The organism is Vibrio sp. FE10 (assembly GCF_030297155.1).
Taxonomy (GTDB): domain Bacteria; phylum Pseudomonadota; class Gammaproteobacteria; order Enterobacterales; family Vibrionaceae; genus Vibrio; species Vibrio apostichopi.
The window spans coordinates 1,341,707-1,363,595 of record NZ_AP028068.1 but is presented as its reverse complement, the minus strand read 5'-3'; the positions used below and the strand labels follow the sequence as shown (position 1 = coordinate 1,363,595).

General features: G+C 43.6%; 22 protein-coding genes. 9 read left to right on the top strand and 13 right to left on the bottom strand.

Features of this window, described 5'->3' with window-relative positions:
- Nucleotides 1-599: 599 nt before the first annotated feature.
- From pstS to pstB, 4 genes are all read left to right on the top strand, one after another.
- A complete protein-coding gene (gene pstS / locus QUF19_RS23065; protein ID WP_102438597.1) occupies nt 600-1,646 on the top strand; it encodes a phosphate ABC transporter substrate-binding protein PstS in 1,047 nt (348 codons plus the stop codon).
- Between the two features lie 131 nt (nt 1,647-1,777).
- Nucleotides 1,778-2,698: a phosphate ABC transporter permease subunit PstC gene (gene pstC, locus QUF19_RS23060; RefSeq protein ID WP_286299947.1), complete on the top strand. Its 921-nt coding sequence runs from the start codon at nt 1,778-1,780 to the stop codon at nt 2,696-2,698.
- Nucleotides 2,695-3,531 (top strand): phosphate ABC transporter permease PstA, encoded by an 837-nt coding sequence (pstA, locus tag QUF19_RS23055; RefSeq protein ID WP_286299943.1) that lies wholly within the window; start codon nt 2,695-2,697, stop codon nt 3,529-3,531. Before pstC ends, pstA begins: the two co-directional genes overlap by 4 nt.
- 89 nt (nt 3,532-3,620) lie before the next feature.
- Nucleotides 3,621-4,379: a phosphate ABC transporter ATP-binding protein PstB gene (pstB, locus tag QUF19_RS23050; RefSeq protein WP_434784933.1), complete on the top strand. Its 759-nt coding sequence runs from the start codon at nt 3,621-3,623 to the stop codon at nt 4,377-4,379.
- A gap of 111 nt (nt 4,380-4,490) precedes the next feature.
- Here pstB and QUF19_RS23045 read toward each other — a convergent pair whose 3' ends face one another.
- The 6 genes from QUF19_RS23045 to QUF19_RS23020 form a co-directional block, all read right to left on the bottom strand.
- Entirely contained in the window at nt 4,491-5,255 is a 765-nt protein-coding gene (locus QUF19_RS23045) for an iron ABC transporter ATP-binding protein (protein WP_286299940.1), read from the bottom strand.
- 12 nt (nt 5,256-5,267) lie between these two features.
- A complete protein-coding gene (locus QUF19_RS23040; protein WP_286299939.1) occupies nt 5,268-6,218 on the bottom strand; it encodes an iron chelate uptake ABC transporter family permease subunit in 951 nt (316 codons plus the stop codon).
- A complete protein-coding gene (locus QUF19_RS23035; RefSeq protein ID WP_102438585.1) occupies nt 6,211-7,164 on the bottom strand; it encodes an ABC transporter permease in 954 nt (317 codons plus the stop codon). Before QUF19_RS23035 ends, QUF19_RS23040 begins: the two co-directional genes overlap by 8 nt.
- Before the next feature lie 99 nt (nt 7,165-7,263).
- The gene (locus QUF19_RS23030) at nt 7,264-8,196 is read right to left on the bottom strand and encodes a siderophore ABC transporter substrate-binding protein (protein WP_286299934.1); all 933 of its coding nucleotides are present in this window, start codon (nt 8,194-8,196) and stop codon (nt 7,264-7,266) included.
- 461 nt (nt 8,197-8,657) lie between these two features.
- Nucleotides 8,658-9,290 (bottom strand): response regulator, encoded by a 633-nt coding sequence (locus QUF19_RS23025; RefSeq protein WP_286299931.1) that lies wholly within the window; start codon nt 9,288-9,290, stop codon nt 8,658-8,660.
- Entirely contained in the window at nt 9,287-10,666 is a 1,380-nt protein-coding gene (locus QUF19_RS23020; protein WP_286299927.1) for a sensor histidine kinase, read from the bottom strand. Before QUF19_RS23020 ends, QUF19_RS23025 begins: the two co-directional genes overlap by 4 nt.
- Before the next feature lie 624 nt (nt 10,667-11,290).
- Between QUF19_RS23020 and QUF19_RS23015 the strand changes: the two genes are divergently transcribed.
- Nucleotides 11,291-11,500 carry a hypothetical protein gene (locus QUF19_RS23015; protein ID WP_102438576.1) on the top strand — a complete coding sequence of 70 codons (210 nt, stop codon included), beginning with the start codon at nt 11,291-11,293 and terminating at the stop codon, nt 11,498-11,500.
- A gap of 206 nt (nt 11,501-11,706) precedes the next feature.
- Here the strand turns inward: QUF19_RS23015 and QUF19_RS23010 are convergent, their stop codons facing one another.
- The gene (locus tag QUF19_RS23010; RefSeq protein WP_286299922.1) at nt 11,707-12,300 is read right to left on the bottom strand and encodes a hypothetical protein; all 594 of its coding nucleotides are present in this window, start codon (nt 12,298-12,300) and stop codon (nt 11,707-11,709) included.
- Between the two features lie 266 nt (nt 12,301-12,566).
- Between QUF19_RS23010 and QUF19_RS23005 the strand changes: the two genes are divergently transcribed.
- Both QUF19_RS23005 and QUF19_RS23000 read left to right on the top strand, forming a co-directional pair.
- On the top strand, nt 12,567-12,728 hold the full coding sequence (locus tag QUF19_RS23005; protein ID WP_198592590.1) for a hypothetical protein: 162 nt from the start codon (nt 12,567-12,569) through the stop codon (nt 12,726-12,728).
- Nucleotides 12,729-13,018: 290 nt separating this feature from the next.
- Nucleotides 13,019-13,558, top strand: coding sequence for a DUF3332 domain-containing protein (locus tag QUF19_RS23000; RefSeq protein WP_286299915.1), 540 nt, complete (start codon nt 13,019-13,021; stop codon nt 13,556-13,558).
- A gap of 107 nt (nt 13,559-13,665) precedes the next feature.
- Here the strand turns inward: QUF19_RS23000 and QUF19_RS22995 are convergent, their stop codons facing one another.
- Genes QUF19_RS22995 through QUF19_RS22980 form a run of 4 tightly spaced genes read right to left on the bottom strand, consistent with a single transcriptional unit; the run spans nt 13,666 to nt 17,581 of the window.
- Entirely contained in the window at nt 13,666-14,325 is a 660-nt protein-coding gene (locus QUF19_RS22995; protein WP_102438572.1) for a potassium channel family protein, read from the bottom strand.
- The gene (locus QUF19_RS22990) at nt 14,326-15,426 is read right to left on the bottom strand and encodes an AI-2E family transporter (RefSeq protein ID WP_286299912.1); all 1,101 of its coding nucleotides are present in this window, start codon (nt 15,424-15,426) and stop codon (nt 14,326-14,328) included. It abuts the gene before it with no gap.
- A gap of 24 nt (nt 15,427-15,450) precedes the next feature.
- On the bottom strand, nt 15,451-16,470 hold the full coding sequence (locus QUF19_RS22985) for a DUF2955 domain-containing protein (RefSeq protein ID WP_286299910.1): 1,020 nt from the start codon (nt 16,468-16,470) through the stop codon (nt 15,451-15,453).
- Nucleotides 16,460-17,581, bottom strand: coding sequence for an HlyD family secretion protein (locus QUF19_RS22980; RefSeq protein ID WP_286299909.1), 1,122 nt, complete (start codon nt 17,579-17,581; stop codon nt 16,460-16,462). The genes QUF19_RS22985 and QUF19_RS22980 overlap by 11 nt, the downstream gene beginning before the upstream one ends.
- A 158-nt stretch (nt 17,582-17,739) precedes the next feature.
- On the opposite strand from QUF19_RS22980, the gene QUF19_RS22975 reads away from it, so the two are divergent.
- Nucleotides 17,740-18,735 (top strand): helix-turn-helix domain-containing protein, encoded by a 996-nt coding sequence (locus QUF19_RS22975; RefSeq protein ID WP_286299907.1) that lies wholly within the window; start codon nt 17,740-17,742, stop codon nt 18,733-18,735.
- 28 nt (nt 18,736-18,763) lie between these two features.
- On the opposite strand, the gene QUF19_RS22970 is transcribed toward QUF19_RS22975, so the two are convergent.
- Entirely contained in the window at nt 18,764-19,825 is a 1,062-nt protein-coding gene (locus QUF19_RS22970; protein ID WP_286299905.1) for a GGDEF domain-containing protein, read from the bottom strand.
- A gap of 223 nt (nt 19,826-20,048) precedes the next feature.
- Complete coding sequence (locus QUF19_RS22965) at nt 20,049-21,053, bottom strand: Solitary outer membrane autotransporter beta-barrel domain (protein ID WP_286299903.1); 1,005 nt, start codon at nt 21,051-21,053, stop codon at nt 20,049-20,051.
- Nucleotides 21,054-21,421: 368 nt separating this feature from the next.
- Here QUF19_RS22965 and QUF19_RS22960 point away from each other — a divergent pair, with 368 nt between their 5' ends.
- A complete protein-coding gene (locus QUF19_RS22960) occupies nt 21,422-21,889 on the top strand; it encodes a hypothetical protein (protein ID WP_004731619.1) in 468 nt (155 codons plus the stop codon).

Below are 21,889 nucleotides of genomic sequence, written 5' to 3'. Positions count from 1 at the left end.
GTGTAGATGGCTTTTCACACCACTCAACATGAAAATGACAAATGATTGTTAAAAATGAAGGATAGATCTTCGAGTGACGTCAAACTAACGGTGAGCTCATATGCACGCCAGAAACTCGCCGCACAAACTTTATACAATTCACTCACTTTGTCGTTCATTTCGTTGCTAGTGTCAGAACGAAAAATAGTGAGACCAAAATAGTGAGACCAAGCATGTCGAGTGTTGGAATCAACCCTGCTTACCTGTTTGACTGTTTCGATGACTGGTTGCTTAGTTGCTTAGTTGGTTGATTGTTGATTGTTGATTGTTGATTGTTGATTGTGAATATCGAAACTCTCACCGAGTAATAACAGCTCTTTTCTGTGAAGTTTTCTTATCAGAATAAAACCATTCAGATAAACCTTTTCTATTTATATCCATTTAAAATTCGGTTTAATAAAACTGAAATATTCGATTTATAGTCTCCAGTTCGACAACTTAATAAGTCTAGTCAAATTTTACTGAACTTGAATAATCACAATGTTTTACTTGAACACTAAAACCCCTTATTCAAACACCGACATTATTCGAATGAATAATAGATTAACTGGAGATATACCGTGAAATTGATTAAATCTACACTATTGTCGTCTTTATTGGTTGCGGCAACTTTTAATGTTTCTGCTACCACGACGATCAATGGTGCAGGTGCCACCTTCCCTCATCCAATCTACGCAAAGTGGGCTGAGCAATACCAACAAGCGACTGGTATTCAAATCAACTACCAAGCGATTGGTTCGGGCGGCGGCATTCGTCAAATCACAGCTAAAACCGTTGATTTCGGTGCAACAGATGCACCACTAACAATTGATGAACTCAACAAGGAAGAGATGATTCAGTTCCCAATGGTGATGGGCGCAATCGTACCGGTTGTAAACATCCCTGGCATTGAAGCAGGTGAAATGAAGCTAACAGGTGAACTGCTTGCAGATATCTACCTAGGCAAAATTGACAATTGGAACGATAAGGATATCGCTGCGCTAAACAGTGACCTTACCATTCCTTCTCAACCTATTTATGTTGTCCACCGTTCAGATGGTTCTGGCACTACTTTCAACTTTACTGAGTATCTTGCTCAAGTAAATGAAGATTGGAAAAACCAAGTGGGTGTTGGTAAAGACATCACTTGGCCGCGTCAGGCAACCACCATCGGCGGTAATGGTAATGCGGGTGTTGCAAACTTCGTGAGCCGCACTCGTGGCGCGATCGGCTATGTAGAATATGCGTTCGCGAAGCAAAATGACCTTACTCATACGCAAATGGACAGTGCAGAAGGTAAATTCTTGCAGCCAACGATGGAGACGTTCCAATCTGCGGCTGCAAATGGTGACTGGGCAAGCGCTCCTGGTTACCACCTTCTACTGAACAATCAACCAGGTGCTGACTCTTGGCCGATGACGGCGGCGACGTTTATCTTGATGCATAAAGATCAAAAAGACGCAGCCAAAGCTCAAGAGATCATTAACTTCTTCAATTGGAGTTATGAGAATGGCGCAGGTGCAGCGGAAGAATTGGATTATATTCCAATGCCTAAAGCTGTCACTCAAATGGTCAATGACACTTGGTCACAAGAGCTAACTACCGATGGCAAAGCCATTCTTAATTAATCGATGAATTCGTTCATTGAAACTAATATCAACTTTTAATTGAGACCCAATACCGCCAGTTGTAATTTTTATTGAATACATCTTCTTTGGAATAGCCGCTGGCGGTATTTATCTTACCTATGAATAAAACAATGACTCTTAAAAGACTAGATGGTGATTCAATTTTTGAAAAATTGAGCTTCACTTCTTCTATTCTTATTTTTATTGCACTAACTGGCATTATTATTTCTTTAATTGATGGCGGTTGGAGAGCATTTTCTGAATTTGGTCCTGGCTTTGTGTTCAACAATGTCTGGGATCCTATTAATAGTAACTTTGGTGCGGCTTCAGCTATTTACGGCACTCTCGTTACTTCCTTCATCGCGATGTGTATAGCGGTTCCAGTCGCCTTAGGCACTGCAATCTTTTTAGCTGAATTAGCACCCAAATGGATCAGCAACCCAGTAAGTAAGGCGATTGAGCTACTCGCTGCAATTCCGAGCATCATTTACGGCATGTGGGGCTTGTTTGTGTTCGCACCTTGGTTCTCTGAAGGCTTCCAGATGTGGGCTTTAACCAACCTATCTGGCGTCCCGCTGCTTGGAACTTGGTTTAGTGGTCCGCCAATCGGCATCGGCTTACTTAGCGCGGGCATCATCTTGTCGTTTATGATCTTACCTATCATGACGGCACTCACACGTGATGCTCTTCGCTCAATACCAGACGTTCTACGTGAAGCCGCCTATGGTGTTGGTGCAACGCCATTCGAAGTGATAACAAAAGTGCTGCTACCCAAAGTTAAAAGTGCGGTCGCAAGCGCAGGCATTCTTGGTTTAGGACGCGCATTAGGTGAAACCATGGCGGTGGCCTTTGTCATCGGTGGCGCAAACCGCATCGAAACATCGTTATTTATGCCAGCGAGTTCTATCTCCTCGACCATCGCTCAGCAGTTTAATGAAGCCACCAATGAAGTTCATATCGCTTCATTAATTGCATTGGGTCTTGTGTTATTTGCGATCACTTTCCTTGTCATGGGCGCAGCCCGCTACTTCCTGAAAAGGGGCGAAGCATGAACCTAAGAAAGCTAAAAAACGGCCTGTTCTACGCGTTTTGCATTGCTGCGACGGCAACAGGGCTTCTCGTACTGTCGAGTATTCTCTACACCTTAATCGGTGAAGGAATCAAAGGGTTAAAGTGGAGCTTATTTACTGAGCTCACGCCAGCTCCGGGAAGCGAAGGCGGCCTAAAGAACGCGATTTACGGTAGCTTAATTTTAACCGGTATGGGCATCGCGATTGCGGCTCCATTAGGTGTACTTGCAGGTACTTGGTTATCTGAGGCGCCTAAAGAGAACAAAACCGCAGAAACACTGCGTTTTCTTAACGGGATGTTAGTGAGCGCACCGTCGATTCTGGTCGGCTTGTTTATCTACGCGGTGATTGTGGTTCCAATGGGATCTTACTCGGCATGGGCCGGTGCTATCGCATTAGCCATCTTGGCTTTGCCCGTCATTATTTCTTCTACAGAAGAGATGTTACGACTGGTGCCACCAACATTGAAAGAAGCAGGCAGTGGTTTAGGCGCTCCAAAATGGCGTGTGATCACTAAGCTCAGCTACCGCGCTGCGGGCCCGGGCATCGTGACGGCTATCTTGTTGTCTGTCGCACGAATCTCAGGTGAGACCGCTCCCCTGCTATTCACGGCGTTAAACAGCAGCTTCATGACCACAGATATGGGCGCACCTATGGCAAACCTGCCAGTGACCATTTACCAATTTGCGATGAGCCCTTATTCATCGTGGCAAGAATTAGCGTGGGCAGGTGCCCTTCTAATTACTTCATTCATTCTATTTATCAACATCCTAGCGACAAGCTTGCCTAAATACCTGAAAGCGAGAAAAGCATAATGACTGCAATGACTAACTCATTAGTAAACGACAACTCTTTCTCAAAAGGTCTTGATACCCTGTCTACCGAGGCAGCGAATGACCAAGCAATGACTTGTCGCATGCACATTGAAGACCTGAGCTTCTTCTACAACAAGAACCTACCAGCGTCTTTAAAGAACATCACCATGCCGATATACAACAACAAGGTGACGGCACTTATCGGCCCATCAGGTTGTGGTAAATCGACACTATTGAGAACCATGAATCGCATTTACGATTTGTACCGAACTCAATATGCAGAAGGCGATATCTTGCTTGATGACGAAAGCATTCTAGGTTCTATCGACCTCAATGAACTGCGTTCAAAGGTTGGGATGGTTTTCCAAAAGCCAACGCCGTTCCCGATGTCTATCTACGACAATATGGCCTTTGGCCTAAAACTCAAAGGTGGCTTCAGCAAGGACGAAGTCGATACGCAAATCGAGAAAGCACTTAAGCGAGCACATCTGTGGGACGAAGTGAAAGACAAAATGAATGCGGATGCGATGGGTTTATCCGGTGGACAACAGCAACGTCTGTGTATCGCGCGTACCATCGCCCTTCAACCTGAAGTTATCCTAATGGATGAGCCGACTTCAGCACTCGATCCAATTGCGACAGCTGCGATTGAGGAGTTGATTACCGAGCTTCGTGAGAAGTACACCATAGTGATCGTAACGCACAACATGCAACAAGCGATGCGTATTTCAGACCACACAGGCTTCATGTATCTTGGTGAGTTGATTGAATTTGGTGAAACCGAGCAGATATTCAAAGCGCCAAAGCATGACCGTACCCAACGTTATATTTCGGGTGACTTCGGCTAACAGCTCTTATTACTTAATAGACTGATCTAACGACTGAAAACAAAAAGAGCTCCTCATGCGGGAGCTCTTTCTTTTCTGTAACTAGAAACTAGAAACTAGAAACTAATAAATCTAACGACCTGAATAATACATACAGATTCGAACACCATCGAACTCGCGAATCTCAAATGGGATCTCGTAGATCGATTCCATCACTGATTTTTCAACCACTTCCGAAACCTTACCCGACTTAACCACTTGGCCCTTTTTCATCGCGACAATGTTATCTGAGTAGCAAGAAGCAAAGTTGATGTCGTGAATTACAATAACGACCGCTTTATTAAACTCATGCGCTAAACGACGCAGCGTCTGCATGATCTCCACAGAGTGTTTAATATCAAGGTTGTTCAGTGGCTCATCCAAGAATACATAGTCGGTATCTTGCGCCACAACCATTGCAATGAACGCCATTTGACGCTGACCGCCACTCAACTCATCAAGGTATTTGTTTTGAATATCAGTAATGCCAAGGTGCTCTAACGCCGTATCGACGACTTTATGATCTTCGTCTTTCAAGCGACCTTGTGAATGTGGGAAACGACCAAAGCAAACCAACTCACGAATCGTAAAGCGCATGTTGATGTTGTTCGACTGTCTTAACACCGCAAGATGCTTGGCCAGTTCTTTGGTATCCCATTCAGCCAGTAACTTATCACCAATGATCACTTCACCGGCATCACTCTCTGTTAAGCGGCTTGACATTGAAAGCAGTGTACTTTTACCCGCACCATTTGGGCCAATAATAGAAGTCACCTCCCCTTTCGGGAACATGGCATTGGCATCATCCACCACGAGTGATTTGCCATACTTCTTACTTAAACCTGTTAATTTAATCACTACTTACTACCTTTACTGAATTCTGGTGCGTAACAACAAGAACATAAAATACAAACCGCCGACCAAGTTAATGATCACACTCACTGTGGTTTCAAACGACATCACTTTTTCGATGAACCATTGGCCAGAAACGAGCAACACTACAGCTAACAAACTGCTAGCGATGATAAGAGTACGGTGCTGATAAGAGCTGAATATCTGACGAGCCAAGCTCACGGTAATTAAACCGAAGAAAAGCACCGGGCCAACCAAGGCGGTAGAAACCGCGACCATCACCGACACAATCACCAAGGTAATCTGAGTCAGTCGCTTGGTGTTAACACCTAGACTTATTGCGTTATCGACGCCAAGCCAAAGCACATCAAGCTTGGGAGCCAACAACCATAGTCCAAGTAAGCTCAAACCCAGTGGAATAAGGCTGAGATAAACCAGCTCACCTTTCACGTTGTTGAAACTCGCGAACATCACATTCTGCAGTACCGCGAACTCGTTAGGGTCAATCAACATCGCCAAGAAGTTAGACAAACTTGAGAACACGCTGCCACACACAATACCAATCAGCAGCAGTGTGAATACGTTGTTTCGCTTGCTCTTAAAGTAGAAATGGAACAGAGCAAAAGAGAACAAGATCATCACAGACACAGACATCGAAAAGTTTGCGATAGAATCAATGACCCAGAAACTCGTACTGCCAAACACAAACAAAAGCACCGTTTGAACCAACATGTACAAACTGTCAAAACCCAAGATGGATGGGGTTAAAATTCGATTATTGGTGATGGTTTGGAAAACCAATGACGATGCAGAGATCGCCACCGCAGCCAACACAATCGACAACAGTTTAGGTAGTCGTAAAGACAAGAAGAACTCGTAGTTATCCCACGTCAGCCCCTGCCCGATAAATAACGCCATCATGCCCAAAGACGCGATCGCCAGAATCGCAATTTTTACTGAATCACGCATTCGACTTGTCTCTCATGATTAGGTAGATAAAAATCAAGCCACCAAAGATGCTGATTACCATCGAGATTGGGATCTCATAAGGGAAGATGACGATTCGAGCTAACAAATCACAAGCCAATACCAAGATCACGCCCCAGTAAGCTGTCCAAGGCAGAATCTTCTTCATGTTATCGCCCATCATCAGCGACACGATATTCGGCACGATAAGGCCAAGGAATGGGATAACACCGACAATCATCACTACAGAAGAAGCACAGATAGCCACAAGAGCAACGCCAATGAAGACGATCTTCTGGTAATTCAGACCGATGTTTTTCGCGAAGCTCTCACCAATGCTCGCCGCGCTAAACTGGCTCGCAAAGTAGTAAGCCAACACACAAGCAGGCACGGCCAGATAAAGGATTTCGTAGCTACCTTGCAACACGCTCGCAAAGTTCGCCATCGTCCATGCCGACATGGTTTGTACTAAGTCGTGTTTATAGGCAATAAATGTCGTCAACGCTGAAACCACGTTGCCATACATGATGCCAATCAAAGGCACCAAAACCGCGTTCTTGAACTTGAGGTGTTGTAGGAAGCGAACCAATAGCATGGTGCCGAACACTGCAAACGCGAAGATAAAACCTAAGTAGCTCCATTGCGCAGCATTGCCTAGCACTAGAATACCGACGATGTAACCCAACATGGCACAGTCAATGGTGCCCATCGTTGAAGGCGCGGCAAACTTGTTCTGTACGATCTGCTGCATGATCAAGCCAGACACACTCAGTCCCGCACCAGCAAGCACAATCGCGAACAGTCGAGGAATTCGACTAACAATATAAATAGAGTTGGCGTGTTGGTTGCCATTGAAGAAGTCACTAAAACTGATTTCAGCGACCCCAATCATCAATGACGCAATGCATAACACAACAAGAAATACAGCAGCTGCAATGGGTTTCAACATAGAAATAATACTAAAGGTAGGTCTCTTGGAGTCCGTATGAAAAGTGAAAAAGGGCTTATAAGAACACTCTTATAAGCCCGAAAATCTGATTATTGGTTACTATTGAATCGTACGTTCAATGTCACCCAGCATTCTGTGAATCGCTGTCACACCGCCACCAGCCAAATACCAAGCACTTGAATCAAGGTAAACGATGTTGCCTTGCTGCGCTGCAGGTGTTGCTGCTACCAATGGGTTATCAAACAGTTGTGGTGCACGACCTTCTGACTTACCAATCGCTTTCTCGCGATCTAGGATGTACAGCACTTCAGGTTTTGCATCTGCAATGTATTCGAAAGAGATAAGGTTGCCGTGCGTACCTTTGATTGGCGCTACTTTTGCACTCTTTGATTCAACGTAACCAAAGTCGTCAAAGATGATTGAGAAACGGCTGCCTTTGTTGAACATCGCGATGTTGTTACCGTTGTTCATAAGCATCATTGCTGTGGTTTCGCCAGAGGTTACTTTGTCGTTTACCGCTGCAATAGAATCTTGAGTCTCTGTGATGATCGCTTCAACTTCAGCCTGCTTATCAAATAGCTGACCAAGTGCACGCCAGTTTTCTTGAGCGTCAGCCCAGTACTTGTCACCCTCAATAGAGAACATGATCGTCGGGGCGATTTGTGCAAGCTTGTCGTAAACCTTAAGCATGCGGTTTTCCGCGATGATCACATCAGGCTTCAACATGTAGATAGCTTCAAAATCAGGTTCGCTCAATGAGCCAGTATTCGCCGTCGTTTCTTTGTATGACGTAAGGTAGTCAGGCATTAGGCTGTGAGGCGCGCCTACTGGTTTCACACCAATTTTATCCAGCACATCCAAGCTACCAAAGCCAAGAACGACCACTCGTTGTGGTACTTCATCAAACTGCGCTGTGCCCTTTACGTGCTCAATAGTCACGGTTTCCGCTTGAGCGGTCATCATCAAAGACGATGCAAGAACGATGGCAAGTCCGCTCAATAACTGGCGAACTGAATTAATAGTTTTCTTCATGTTTCTTCCTTTGCCATTGAGATAAACCACCACTCATGACAATAAAAGTCACACTACTCATAGATGAGCATGGGGAGTACACAACTGCTAAATAACGATAATTTAAAGTTTGCCATTGAATTGACAACAAACTTGTAACGCAAGTGATAATTATTATCAATTATATTTGCGATAAAATTGAGGCACAACTACTTTGTTATTCAGAAACGTAAAAGTGGGTATTCATATTTTGCTAGGTCATGTTCTAAGCATGAGCATATAGCCAAGGAAGAGAAACAAGAAGGTAGGTCAAGAAGGAACAAATCGTAGAAAGTTGAAGGAAATTGTAGAGCACTGAAGGGAATTATAGAGAGTTGAACAGCCATGGTTCACGACGTTCTTTGCGTGAACCATAAAACTAAATCGAGCGAAGTTAAAGGTACAAGTTAATATAAATCAACAAGATGAAGAGAAATTTGCGTCTATTTCAACATACTAGAATGCACTTCTTTACCACGGCGAGTCAGAGAATAAATACGGTTCTCACCTTTCTTGACCAACCCACTGTTCACTAACTGTCTTAGATGGAAGTTGAACTTGGTATGATCTTCAATCCCCACCACGCGGCATAAATCCATGAACTTGAGTTTCTGATGAATACTCAGATGATTCAACACAGCGCGGCGAATAGGATTCGCTAACGCACTAAAGACTTGATCGTTGCTGCGCTCTTCGACGGGAGTCTGTGGCGATCGTTCGGCATAAACACGCTTCAGCGTTACCGACAAAGCCACCAGATTAAAGGGCTTGGTTAAGAATTCGTCCGCCCCTTTTTTCATGGCATCAACCGCAACGTCGACCGTTGCAAACGCTGTGGTAATCACAATCCCGATATTAGGCTGTAATCGGCGTAAGTTAGACAGAGCTTCAACCCCTGTCATGCCGCCCATCACCACATCAAACAAGGCAAGATCAAACGTCTCCTCCCCTGCTGCATCCAACGCGTCTTCTGCATTATCAAACGCGAGAACGTCGAACTCTTCGAGTGTTAGCGCTTCGACCAACACTTCTCTTAATTGCTCATCATCTTCTGCAAGCAATAGCTTTAATTTCATTGGGTTGCCTTAGGTAGTTTGAGTCGAACCATCAGTCCATTCTCGAGGTTGTGCAGGGTAAGGTCACCATGATGCTGCATCATGATCTGTCGGCAGATAGCCAGCCCCATTCCTGTCCCCTTGCCTACTGGTTTGGTGGTAAAGAAAGGTTGCATCACTTTGTCGATAACATCTTCTGGAATTGAAGGCCCACGGTTAGTGAGCTCTATGATCACGTTAGATCCTAATGGGTATGCAAAAATAGAAATGTGCTTGTTAAGCTCACTCGCATCGGCAGCATTCACCAATATATTAACTAGCACTTCTTCTAAGTGAATCGCATCTCCGTAGACATATAATTTACTGTCGATATCCAATTCAATATCGAAGTCTGATAATCGGTATTCCACCAGTGAAAGTGCCGACTGACACAAGCCGTGTACAGCAACGGATTCGAATGACACCTTTCGGTGATGAGCGTAGTTCAGCACCTCTTGACTTATATGGGCTGCACGCTCGATGCCATTACGGATTCTTACTAGTTGCCTAGTTGCATTCTCATCATTAGGCAGTCTTTTTTCCAACAAATCACAGCTCATCAATGCGCTGCTGAGTGGTGTTTTGACTTCATGAGCAACCGCTGAGGTCAGCTCACCTAATTCCTTCAACTTTTCGTCTTGGAACGAGCGGTGCACCATGGCTTCAATTTGAAGTTCTCTTTCTCTATCGAATACCCGTAGTGCTTTCCATAAGAAATGCAGTATCGCCAATGCACACAAAGTTCTCAGGAAAATCACCCAGATGCCATAGTCAGAACTTAAAGCACCCGAAGTCATGCCATATAAGATAAGCGCTGCCCCTGTATAAACAAAGGGAGACGCAGCTTGATGCTCAACATCGTAAAATTGCTTGCCGTAAACGATCATGGTTATGCCCGCTAACAAACCAGAGCCCAAACCAAACAGCAATCTAACGTGATCACTACTAATAGCAATGTAAGTCTGAAATGATTGATCATCATAGCGATCAACTAAGCTAAGAATGAAGATGATCAGCAGAGAAATAATCCCGACTCTTGCCCATCGGATCCAGCGCCACTCGATGATATCGAACATCTTCCAACCAAAAGCACCAAGCGCTAGGTAAGAGAACCAAAGTTTGAAAACTTTAAATACTTCAATATGTTGAGATTTATCTAACGAGTCAGAATGTAACAGCAAATAGAGCTCAGACCATTCATGAATACCGTGAACAAAGCCAAAGATAGCGAGGATAGGAAGAAGTTTGGAGATACTGATCTGGCTGTTTTTATAGTTTCTAAAGACGACAGAAAAACCAATGGCAAAGAAAGCCAAACCGTAGATCAGATAAAGGGTAAATACGACTAATATGTCCATAGGTTGTAAGTGTAAACAAAGCTCACTAGCCCTGCAATCACAACACTTGGCCCAATAGTTACGATTTGTAATTTACAATGTAAAGATGATATATAACAGCAACTTAAATTAGACAAGCAATAACAAAAATACGAAAATGTGTAGAACAAATCATGAGGTCAACAAGCATCATCAATATAACGCTTAATGAAGGAGTCACCGCCCCACCAATACGCTCACTAAATCCTCAACAAACGCTGATAAATCATTCGAGTTTATTTTGAAAATAAATTTAAAATAGGGTTGTAATTTAAAAAACTAGGCGTATAGTTCGCCACCTGGCTCTAATCTATAGAGCTGTTAATGCTAAAGTAAGTCCAAGTTCCACAAAGACAGTTCTCGATTCCTCGTTACACCATCTCTGCGTCAGCTTTCACCCAGATAGTCATTCAATAGCTTTTAAATCAGATCCCACTACCGTTCTATTCGTCATTTGCTTTCTTTTTAGCGAATTCAAAATAGATCGATCACTTAAATATAAATGTAATAAACACAAGGCACAGTTATGTCACGCAGAACAACACGACAAACCCATTGGTACCAACTATCACGCGAAAAAACAGTCAATAAACTAAAAGGTAATAAATGCTCAAGATTAAAATAGACTTACACAAAGAAGAACTTTCATGGGTCACCGAGATTCGACAGCTCAATAGCGATATACTCCACCGCCACATATTGCCCAAGCTACAACATCACAGTTATCTCATCGACTTTGAATTTAATGAACGAGACAGCATCGGAACTATCGTTTCAGGCAACGGAAACACCCTAGGACATTTCACACTCCTATAGCATTTCCCCAAGGCTACAGAAAGAAACACCGCTTAGTCCCAAAGATGTCACCCTCAATTCGCTCTAGCAGAACAAAATAGAGTAGAAGTAAAACAGATCAGAAACCTAGCCCATTTTGCATTTCACACGCGGCTAACGCTAGCTAGGTTATCGTACTTCTATTGCAACCAACTTATATCGAACTCTGAATCACCAATGAGTCATTATCATTTCGTTAACGGCATCGACCTTAACTTCTGATCCAAAGTATATAAGTGTTCTGCAGCTTGCATGTGTTGAGGGTAATCACTGAACTTCTCACGATTTTCCTCATTCATCTTACATGTCTCATCCATCAGCATTAACTTCCAATACAGCTTTGTTGTATGCAGCATCGCCAGTAAAGGTTTGAACACCTCTTTCTCATAAGCTTGAATCAACTCTTCAATTAATTCGTCACGCTCGTCTTCACTTGCGATTGAACCATTGGTTGCCGCCAACACTTTTTGATATTTCAGATTGAGTTGCAGCTTATCCATTACCGTTTGGTTATCTTCCGCCAGTTCGATAAGCTTTGACTTAATGATGCTCAACCAATTCGCTTGGCTAAGAACCCCATCATCAACACTCTCAATATCTTCACGAATTTGACGCTCAACGTCTTTTTGAGCTTTCTTTAAAACGCCACGCACCTTTTGAAAAGGCAGCTGAAATTCCTTACTTAGCTCGATAATCAGTTTGTGAAAACCACCATTTGGAAGGTGTAAGTTTTCCTTAAACGTCGCCATTGCAGCTTCTTGCTGATCGGTAAGGTTGCTCATTCTGTTTCCTATTCTTAATAACTCACGGTGCTGAGCCCTTGATCATACCACTATTAACCGTGATTTCTCCGTAACTTCATGAGTTGCACCTAGCGATGTACTCAAATTATCTCCATGCCTTCCCTTTCGGCTAACTTTTAATCCATATGGCATTAAATGGTAAGTCTCTCTTGGTGAATATTCGTACATTAGTCGCAAAGGGTATACAGCCAGACAGGAGTCATGACTTACATATGAAAGATAATCGTGAGAATTGAGAGAACAATATGACCTATTCAGAATACAAAGAATCCGATTTACATAAATGCATGAGCATTGCAGCAGAAGCAATGGTTTCAATCGCCAAGTTTGCTTTTAAAGCCACCACCCTTTTATTCCGATTTTTCCGCTGGTTTGCAGTAAAGACTTATAGCTATGTGATGAAGTAGCCGTTGTGGTTAACACGACACTCCCTTTCAAAACATTAAGCGCGCCCTTTTAGGTCGCGCTTTTTTTATACCCAGATTTTTATCACTCGATTTTTAAGGCGGAGATTTTCTATACCTAACTTTTCTATACCTAGCTTTTGATAACTCGTTTTGATATCTAGCTTTTTATACCGAAAGTCCGATGGCATTTTATATCGCCGATGGCGTTAAATGGTAAAACTGACCATCGAATAAAAACCATACTACACCTGTTCCAACAAAACAGACTTCTAACTTATACAGGTACTAAAATGAAAAAGATTGCACTTAAAATTGTAGGACTAACGGTTTTGGCTTCTGCGCTAACTGGTTGTATCGGCAGTAACGCCGTAACAGGGAAAGTGATGAAATTTAACGTTGAAGTTGTCGATAACCGCTATGCTCGTGCAGGTGTAAACTTCTTACTAGCGCCTGTATACGGTATTACAACCGCAGCCGATTACGTGGTATTCAACTCACTTGAATTCTGGACGGGTAAAAACCCAATCAGTGGCGCACCACACATATTCGATACAAAGGCAGACACACACTTCAAAGTGAATGACGAACTGGATTCGAGCCTGAAAGAGGCGCCTGTAGGACCAATCTCAAACAACCGTACTATCGAGACCGGTGAGATGATTAAGATTGATGAAAACACTATCCAAATGGATATTGTCTACACCAGTGGTGAAACAGCAACGCTGACTGGTATCAAAGAAGGCCAAAACGTGACTTACTACATGGACGGTCAGCTTGTGTCTCAAACCACTATCGCTGAATTAGAAAAGATTCAAGGCACTGAGGCTTAAGATTCGTAGCTCACCTCAAAGCGACGTTTGACTTTGAACAACGTAAAACAGAAGAAGCCCAGCAATTGCTGGGCTTCTTTGTATGTGCTCTATTATTTGTAAATGCTCTATTGTGAGTGAGATTGAGCAAGCCGAATACTCACCAAGCTCGCTACCATGATGGCTAAATAGAAACTGCCGATGATAGATTCCATAAACACAAAGAACTGAGCAATAGGCAACGTCGGTGAAATGTCTCCATAGCCTACCGTGGTCAAAGTGATGAAACTGAAGTACATCGCATTGAACAAGTTCGTTAGCCAGAACTGTTCTTCTAAGCCATTAAATGCATTTGGAAAGATTTCCAAAATCAACAAGTAGATAGTCGACCAAGCGAACCCCAACAACAAGTAAATACAGATCGAGCCAATAATGTGATTGGGTGTCACCGTTGTCGCTTTCATCACCTGCTTTAACGCCGAGTAAATGTGTGAAAACAAAAACATAGCCAAAGCAGACAGTGTCACTATCGACAGGTTATAGCCTTCCAAAAACGAAAACACACCGGACACCGTCGCCGTTATCAGCAATATTCCATACCAAGAGCGATACAAGGCTCGCTCTTTATGGATACCCACAATTGAGCTCGCTAGAGTAATGATGATGAGGAACAGTATCGTCTTCTGGCCTTGCGGATAAAACTGCTGCATCACCGCACAACCAAAAAACAACACCAACAGTGCATAGAATAAGAAGTAGAAGTTGTCGTCTTTAGAGACTGGCTTCATCTATTTTTCCTCGGCCTCTGCTGATTTTTTCTCTGTTTCTTCTTGGTTTTTATCTTCAAGCCCAAGCCACGCCATCATCAGCTCGTAGGTCAAACTCAGAATCACGGCACCAACAAACAAACCGACAATGCCTGACATCGCCATTCCGCCCAACGCACCCAACAAAATAACCAGCATTGGAATATGAGAACCACGGCTTAGTAGTACTGGTTTCAAGATAGCGTCGCTGCCGCTCACCAAAATACACCACACTAAGAACAAGCTTGCCGCCAACGTCGATTCAACGCTGAACATGTAAATGATTGCCGGTAATAGAGCAAGAATCGGTGGCAGTTGGATGATTGCAATGAGCAACACAGCTAGCGCCCAAAACGCAGCAGCAGGAACGCCTGCAATCACCAAACCAATTGCCGACATCATGGATTGAATCACAGCCACACCAATAACACCTTGCACAACACTACGCACGGTCGATTTAGACAGCTGTACCAATTCTTCACCTTTGCCGTCTGTTAAACGCGCCACTAAGTGAGTCATACCAGTTTGGCATTTATCGGCATTACTCATGAACGCACCAGCAATGATGGTCGAGATAATAAATTGAATGAAACCACCACCCAATGAACCTAAAATAGATGCGGCTTTGCTCGCGAATATCTTGAGTTCTTCAGCATACTTAATGAACACGCTTTCTATATTGGACGAAGCATGAACCAAGGCCGCATAAACTTTCTCGCCGACTAACGGGATGTCTTGCAAAGATTCTTTCGGCTTAGGTAGGGTTAAGGTGCCATCTTGCACACCGGTCATCAGGTCTGAAGCACTGGTGTAAATGCCAGATGAAAGCGCCACCAGCGGAATCAGAAGCAACAGCACACCAATAAAGCTCAGTAATGCACTGGCTTTGCCTTTCGACATCCCGGTTTTATTTGAAATCGCCACTGCCACTGGGTATAGCGCAGTCGCAATGATTGCACCCCACACTACCAACAGAATGAACGGGCGTAGAATTGAAAAACACCAATAGACGAGCATGGCAATGGCTGCAATTTTAATTGCGGCATCAATCGCCTGTTTTGAAAAATCATCGGTTAACTTCATGAGACGTCCTTGTAAGGGCAAAAATTAAGGCTGATTCTGTAAGAACTTCCAATTCCTAGTTTCAAGGAAGAGAGAAGCCAAAATCATATAGATTCCAATTAGCAATAACTGGAATATGCGAATGAATGTGTTGCTATCAATATCGCCAGAACTCATCAATGTACTGCCCACAAGTACCAATAAGGTGCTAAATGCAGTGGCAAAAATGGGTGCTTTTTCTGGAACGGTATAAATCTTTGTGGCCATAAAGATAGCGACAAGGCCTATAAATAAAGAATAGAAGACAATATTGGGAACAATAGAAAGGATTGAAAAAGCAGCAATCGCTAGCAAGCCTCCAATACCATTACTGATCACGAGAAAAGCGCTCAGTTTCACGGATTTTTCTGAGGTGATCATTAACGACAGCAAAGCAATAAACATCATGGTGAGTAGTGCTTCAGATATCTGAAAGATAAAGAAAAAGCACACTACAGGATAAGAGATGATCATTGCACGAAAAGCCGCGTACCAACGTTGTTTCTTTTCTAGCGGCGCTGCAGCGAAGCCTGAAAACTCCGATTTTGGCTCTGGAAAAAAGATATGCACCAGAGCAAAAATCATCACCGAAACAACACCAGAAGTCGCCAGACCTGACGCCAACAGTACGGACATCCCAGGGTTTGAGATAGCCATGAAAGGCAGCATCAACACGGCAATCAATAGAATGGTCGCAAACAGATTCCATTTGGGGTCAACGAACAAGTAGTACCCCCAAAGCATCATTAACCCAACCAAAATCAGCAAAGGAGCTGGGTAATGTGTGATACCTCGTGACAGTAACAAGCCTAACCCCATGGTCACCACAACCGCCAGCAATAGCTCATAAACGGTTTCTTTATGCAGATCTGGCTTGTCGATTAAGAACTTGGCCGTGAACACAGGAGCCACAAACGCCAATGGCCAATTGATCCACGCCGCCAAAAATACAGCCAACGTGACCCCTACGGTATACCGCAGGATCCGTTGTTGTGTTTGTTGGTCGAGTATGGGCTTATCGGACATAAGACAATACGCTAATAAATCGAATCCAAAGCTTGCCTATCGCATTGAAAACAAAGTTATCGCCGCTATAAACAATCACGTCCGCTTGACCACCAACTCTCAACATACCTTTCATATCGTCACGTTCAAATTCAATCATGATAGGAAGCATCTGAGTTTGACGTAACCAACCCGTTTGTTGGCTCGCCTGTGCCAGTTTACCCGCTTGATCATTTTGTCCCCAGTCAACACCCCAATCGATACTGCTGACTCGGCCTTTAACGATTTGACCCGGCGCGAAATCCAAAGCCACTTCCACTTCATCACCCACCGTGACGTTACCTAAGCTGTTTTCACGATAGTAAGCTTCAATCCAAATATCTTCGGTTGAAACAAACGTCATAATCGCTTGCCCTGATGATGCGTAAAAGCCTTCCGATAAGCTAAAGTTAGACACGCCACCTTGGGTGGGCGCTTTAATAACGGTGCGTTCAAGGTTCAGCTGCGCTTGTTCAAGTGCCAGCAATGCCGCTTTCACTTGGCTGTTTTCTTGTCCCTCTTTACCCATTTGTTGCTTCGCACCTTCAAGATCAGCCTCTGCATTAACAACAGCCGCTCGAGAGGTCGCCAACGATGCTCTCGCTTTATCGGCATCCGATTTAGAAACGACGCCTTTGTCTGCCATCTCTAAAACACGCTTGGCTTGCAGCTGGGTGTTTTGTCTTTCAACAATGGCTGAAGTGAGTTTCGCTTGTGCTGAAGCAATACTGGCCGTTTGAGCGCCGACATTTTGCCCTGCAATTTCGAGGTTTTGCTCTGCTTGTTGTACGGCAATTCGATAATCGGACTCATCCAGAATCGCGAGCGTATCGCCTTGATTAACCAACTGATTGGGCTGAACCAGAATATCCAATACTTTGCCTGACACTTCCGGTTTAATGGGAACAATGTAACCTTTTACACGCGCGTTATCCGTAATGGGAATGATGCGATCGGCGATAACACTGAATAAAAGCATGAATGCAACAAAGAAAAGAAGGTAGTTGGTGACCTTCCTCACTTTGTCTTTACCGTTTTCTGGTTGAGTAACTTCTTCACTGTCGTCTTGCTTGTTCCCTGTGACTTCTGACATGGGACTCCCTTCTAAATAACTAACATCAACAAAATTAATACCTTAAAAATAAACCCGACCATGGAAAACTCAAGTAAATAGGGTTAGATTTACTAAACAAAGCGTCGCAAATGATATGCACGTCCAATAATGCAACGATGAACAAGGATTGTTTGCTCATGGCCCCTAACCCTTACCAAGTCCCTGTAATACAAACCAGCTATGCCAAGATCTTAGTTCAAATCTTCACGGACTATGGGCTCAACTTGCATGAATTGCTCAAAGACTCCGGCTTACCACCCGATCTTATCGAGTCGGAAAGTGATTTTGTGCCGTCCGAATCCATTAAACGACTGATTTATCTAACGTCTGCACAGCTTGGTGTCTCTCGATTCACCGATGTACTCGCCCTCGCCTTTAAACGTCGAATCATCCCACACGTCTTGCATCAATTTACCGAGTTTGAAACCATTGGCGATTCGTTAAAACACATCAACACAATTTTTGCTTATGACTCGCCAGGCAGCAGAGTGGATTTCGTTCAAGAACATGGTCAAAGCTGGTTTTGTCGCACTGCACCTTACGAAGAATCTCCGATGTTTCAATGGGGTGAAGCCTTTGCCATCATCTATATTATTGAATTAATAACCATTTTATCTCAGTCACCTTGGCAACCGACCAAAGTTCGCTTGCAAGGGCATAACGTCGATATCATCAAGACTCTTGTGCCAAGTCACTGCCAAATGTTTGTCGACCAGAATTCGACTTCAGTGCTTATTCCTGAAGAAGTCTTACAACTGCCTATTCGCCTTACGCCAAAAGACCTAAGCGCAAAACCTGCGATTATTGAATGGCACACCAGCTTTACTGACAGTGTCTACGAGTTGCTCAAGCCCTATATGAAAGAACAAGACCTCTCGCTTGAAGAAGCGGCTGAGCTGCTTAATTTTTCAGTGAGAACCTTTCAACGCAAACTCAAAGGCGAAAATACCACTTACCGCAAAATCAAAGAGAATCTGATGTTTTCCGTTGCGTGTGAGCTGATGGAAGAAGGCCATACGCTGACTTACATCTCGAGCCAATTGGGTTACACCAATATCTCTCACTTCTCCCGCGCCTTTAAGCGAGTGTCCGGCCTTACACCGAAGATTTACCAACGTTCAATTTCAGCTTAGACATCGTTAAGTTCGTTAGTTAAATAGATTACCCAAGCACAATCGGAGCTGGGATACCTGAACTCGAACTACACACCCTATTTCGGCCATTGCCTTTGGCACGATACAACGCCCTATCCGCACTGCGGTAAGTCGTTTCAGCTTGCGCTTGTATTTCAGACACGCCACTGCTCACCGTTAGATTCAAGGTTGTGCCTTTGGCGATCACTTCTTTCAATCGATACATGGCCTCAAACGCATCTGACAAATTGGTTTCAGGCATCAAAATAGCGAACTCTTCGCCCCCGACTCGAGCCACAATGTCGGTATCTCGGCTGTTGTTCCTCAGTAATTCAGCCACCTCTTTAAGGGCAATATCACCTTGGTCATGGCCATGATTATCATTGACCGCTTTGAAATGATCCAAATCGATCAAGGCCAAACAAGAATGCGTGTAACCGTAGCGCTCGGCGAGGTTTGAATAATGACTGAGATCTTTATCAAAACGGCGTCGATTCCAACACCCTGTGAGTGAATCCGTATCCACTAGCGCTCTTAATCGACGTTCTAATACTTTACGTCGGCTGATGTCGGTAAAGGTCACGACATACTTTTCATTGTGCGGCAGTATTTCAGCTAGCTTTTCGACAACCACATTCACGGTAAAGTGTTCGCCAAGTCGGCTAACACCACTCAGTTCCCCTTTCCATCTATGGTTTTGCTTAAGTGACGCGCGAATGGTTGATACCAAACCGTTGTTGTTCATAAAACAAAGGTCAGAAATTGGGCGAGATTCGACTTGCTCAAAGGCATAGCCTGAAACTCGAGAAAACTGCTGATTGACTTGTATGACTCTCAATTGGCTATCGAGAATGATAAAACCAGCTACGCCATCAATGATCGCCTCAGACAAGCTGTTCTTGCTTTGAGTCACTTCATGGCGATAAAGGCGTCCGGTAATGAGAGTGCTGATCAAGAACAGCGTACATACAGAAAAAACCATGGCTGCCGTAGAAGCAATGCTCAGTAACCACAAGCTAACGGCCATATTAAGGACAAGTGCAGATACCACGTATAGTGGCACTTTTCGGTCAAAACTTAACTTGTTCATAGTTTGCTCAGGTGATGGGCGGATCGCTATGATGGCTAAGTTTTAACGATGATATTTACCATTTTACGACACATATAAATTCAAATTACATACCGAGTAAGGAACTCATAAGCTTATGCTAGCCATTGAACAAAAGAATTCAGTTACTTAGTTAGAAAGGTGGGTTATTAACAAAGAAAAGTCAGCCACTAAGCAACAAAGGCCAGTCATTAAGAAAAAAGAGCTAGTTATTAAGTAAAAACAGTAAGCTACCACCGCTCAAAGAGCTGCCGTAATTGAAGTTGATTCCGACACCGAAGTTATCAAAGAAGTAAGAATCGTAGGGCACATCGAACACCACACCAGCTCCAAACTCATAGTAATAATGCGTATCCAAAGGGTCTTCCAGATCGCCAGCAATATCGATTCGTCTGAAGTTATAATGAATCTGCGGATTATTTAGGGAAAGTGACTCCCATTTAACGTTTTGTCTGAACTCAACTTCATTGATAAACCGGAACCCTTCTGGATTACCGATATCGCCATCATTCGCTTCACCCCAACCCGTTCCATAGAAATAACGCGCTCTTGAAGACACATTCCAACTTCCCCAGTCCTGTTTCTGAAGATATTTAAGTTTGACTGACGGCTCACCAATCAATGCCCACGCCGAGGTATTCAGCGCGTAACCGTCGAGCTGAGATTGAAACGCTTGAGAGTAACTGTTGTTGTATTCGTATTTGTTGCGGTAATAGAGCAAGTGGGAGCCTAAACCATAAGCGATAGACCAATGTGGGTTTAAGTGGTTTTGAAGCCCCATAAAGCCATACAGGCCCAATACCGAGTCTTTACTGGGGTTTACACGACGATCAGGAGTCACATCTGAAGAGATCTCAATATCTTGCTCAGAGAGCGCGTAAGACCCTCGCACAGACCAAATCAAATCTAAGTCAGGATCATCGGTTTTAATCACGGAAGAATAAGGAATGGAGCCAACACTGACTTGGCTTCGAGTGTCGATGGTTTTATCGGAGCCAAAACCACTGTCGTTTAAATTGATAAACGAGTTCGGGTCAAAATCGACAAAGCCAATTGAAACGGCATCACTGTCTGTAAGCGCAATGGATGCAGCGAATATTTTCTCCAAACGATTCTGGATCGCTTCATTAGAAGCATAGGCCGAGGAAGAAATCAGGCTTGTTAAAAGGAAAGCAATAGAAGGGGGATATAACGATTGGGGTGAAAGCATTAAGTTGACTCCATTCAAACTTATGCTTCAAGTGTAATTGGTAATTTCACTATTTCAATCAGATAGTTAATAGTGTGGTTGATACCGCTCTCAGTTCCGATTGCAAGAGCGTCGCCAAATCTATGGCTCCCCAAAGTTCTTCCACGTCTTGGATTCTAAAGTGAATAATCATATGTACCTCTGTTTAAATCTTGGATTAATGTCGAAAACTCATCCGAGAACTCATATTGAATCAATCTTAATTGGGATACTTACCATAATACGCCACTAGCACTTTAAGAGCTGTTTCGCATCCTGAACAATAAGCGTTTGAATAACCTATATTTATCTCCTAAGTTTTTGGTAACCCTTTACTCAGGAAGAAGTAGATGAGCAATATAGAAAAAGTATATGGATTTAATACGCCCCAACGGCTTTTTGTCGGCTACACACTCGCAGTCCTTGTTGATTTAACCGTTCTCAATTTTTTTGATGAATACTGGGACTTCGTTAATATCGAGTCATTCACCATCTCATTTGCTGCCGCGATTTTGCTGCAGCTGTTGCTCAAACTGTCTATTGGCTTAGAACATAAGCTCGCGGATTACTTCAAGTCGAAACCCGGTACTGCGCCTAAGATCTACAGAGGCCTGTCGAGCTACGTAATTCTGGTCGGTTCAAAGTTCGTGATGCTAGAAGCGATCAATATCCTATTTGGCGACAAAGTCGATTTCACTGGCCCTTGGAACGGTGTTGTGGCGTTCTTCGCTGTGGTATTCACTATTTTGGTCGCAGAGATTATTGTTTCAAAGATCTACTTCGCACTGGATGACACTCCCAAAGCAGAGAAAGCATAA

What these genes read in the sequence shown, in the direction of transcription:
- pstA (WP_286299943.1), top strand. Translation starts at nt 2,695, where the DNA reads ATGAACCTAAGAAAGCTAAAAAACGGCCTGTTCTACGCGTTTTGCATT.
- QUF19_RS22970 (WP_286299905.1), bottom strand. Translation starts at nt 19,825, where the DNA reads ATGAACAAGTTAAGTTTTGACCGAAAAGTGCCACTATACGTGGTATCT.
- pstC (WP_286299947.1), top strand. Translation starts at nt 1,778, where the DNA reads ATGACTCTTAAAAGACTAGATGGTGATTCAATTTTTGAAAAATTGAGC.
- QUF19_RS23030 (WP_286299934.1), bottom strand. Translation starts at nt 8,196, where the DNA reads ATGAAGAAAACTATTAATTCAGTTCGCCAGTTATTGAGCGGACTTGCC.
- QUF19_RS22975 (WP_286299907.1), top strand. Translation starts at nt 17,740, where the DNA reads ATGGCCCCTAACCCTTACCAAGTCCCTGTAATACAAACCAGCTATGCC.
- QUF19_RS22995 (WP_102438572.1), bottom strand. Translation starts at nt 14,325, where the DNA reads ATGAAGCCAGTCTCTAAAGACGACAACTTCTACTTCTTATTCTATGCA.
- QUF19_RS23000 (WP_286299915.1), top strand. Translation starts at nt 13,019, where the DNA reads ATGAAAAAGATTGCACTTAAAATTGTAGGACTAACGGTTTTGGCTTCT.
- QUF19_RS23015 (WP_102438576.1), top strand. Translation starts at nt 11,291, where the DNA reads ATGCTCAAGATTAAAATAGACTTACACAAAGAAGAACTTTCATGGGTC.
- QUF19_RS23005 (WP_198592590.1), top strand. Translation starts at nt 12,567, where the DNA reads ATGACCTATTCAGAATACAAAGAATCCGATTTACATAAATGCATGAGC.
- QUF19_RS22960 (WP_004731619.1), top strand. Translation starts at nt 21,422, where the DNA reads ATGAGCAATATAGAAAAAGTATATGGATTTAATACGCCCCAACGGCTT.
- pstB (WP_434784933.1), top strand. Translation starts at nt 3,621, where the DNA reads ATGACTTGTCGCATGCACATTGAAGACCTGAGCTTCTTCTACAACAAG.
- QUF19_RS23035 (WP_102438585.1), bottom strand. Translation starts at nt 7,164, where the DNA reads ATGTTGAAACCCATTGCAGCTGCTGTATTTCTTGTTGTGTTATGCATT.
- QUF19_RS23020 (WP_286299927.1), bottom strand. Translation starts at nt 10,666, where the DNA reads ATGGACATATTAGTCGTATTTACCCTTTATCTGATCTACGGTTTGGCT.
- QUF19_RS23010 (WP_286299922.1), bottom strand. Translation starts at nt 12,300, where the DNA reads ATGAGCAACCTTACCGATCAGCAAGAAGCTGCAATGGCGACGTTTAAG.
- QUF19_RS22985 (WP_286299910.1), bottom strand. Translation starts at nt 16,470, where the DNA reads ATGTCCGATAAGCCCATACTCGACCAACAAACACAACAACGGATCCTG.
- QUF19_RS23040 (WP_286299939.1), bottom strand. Translation starts at nt 6,218, where the DNA reads ATGCGTGATTCAGTAAAAATTGCGATTCTGGCGATCGCGTCTTTGGGC.
- QUF19_RS22965 (WP_286299903.1), bottom strand. Translation starts at nt 21,053, where the DNA reads ATGCTTTCACCCCAATCGTTATATCCCCCTTCTATTGCTTTCCTTTTA.
- QUF19_RS22980 (WP_286299909.1), bottom strand. Translation starts at nt 17,581, where the DNA reads ATGTCAGAAGTCACAGGGAACAAGCAAGACGACAGTGAAGAAGTTACT.
- QUF19_RS22990 (WP_286299912.1), bottom strand. Translation starts at nt 15,426, where the DNA reads ATGAAGTTAACCGATGATTTTTCAAAACAGGCGATTGATGCCGCAATT.
- QUF19_RS23025 (WP_286299931.1), bottom strand. Translation starts at nt 9,290, where the DNA reads ATGAAATTAAAGCTATTGCTTGCAGAAGATGATGAGCAATTAAGAGAA.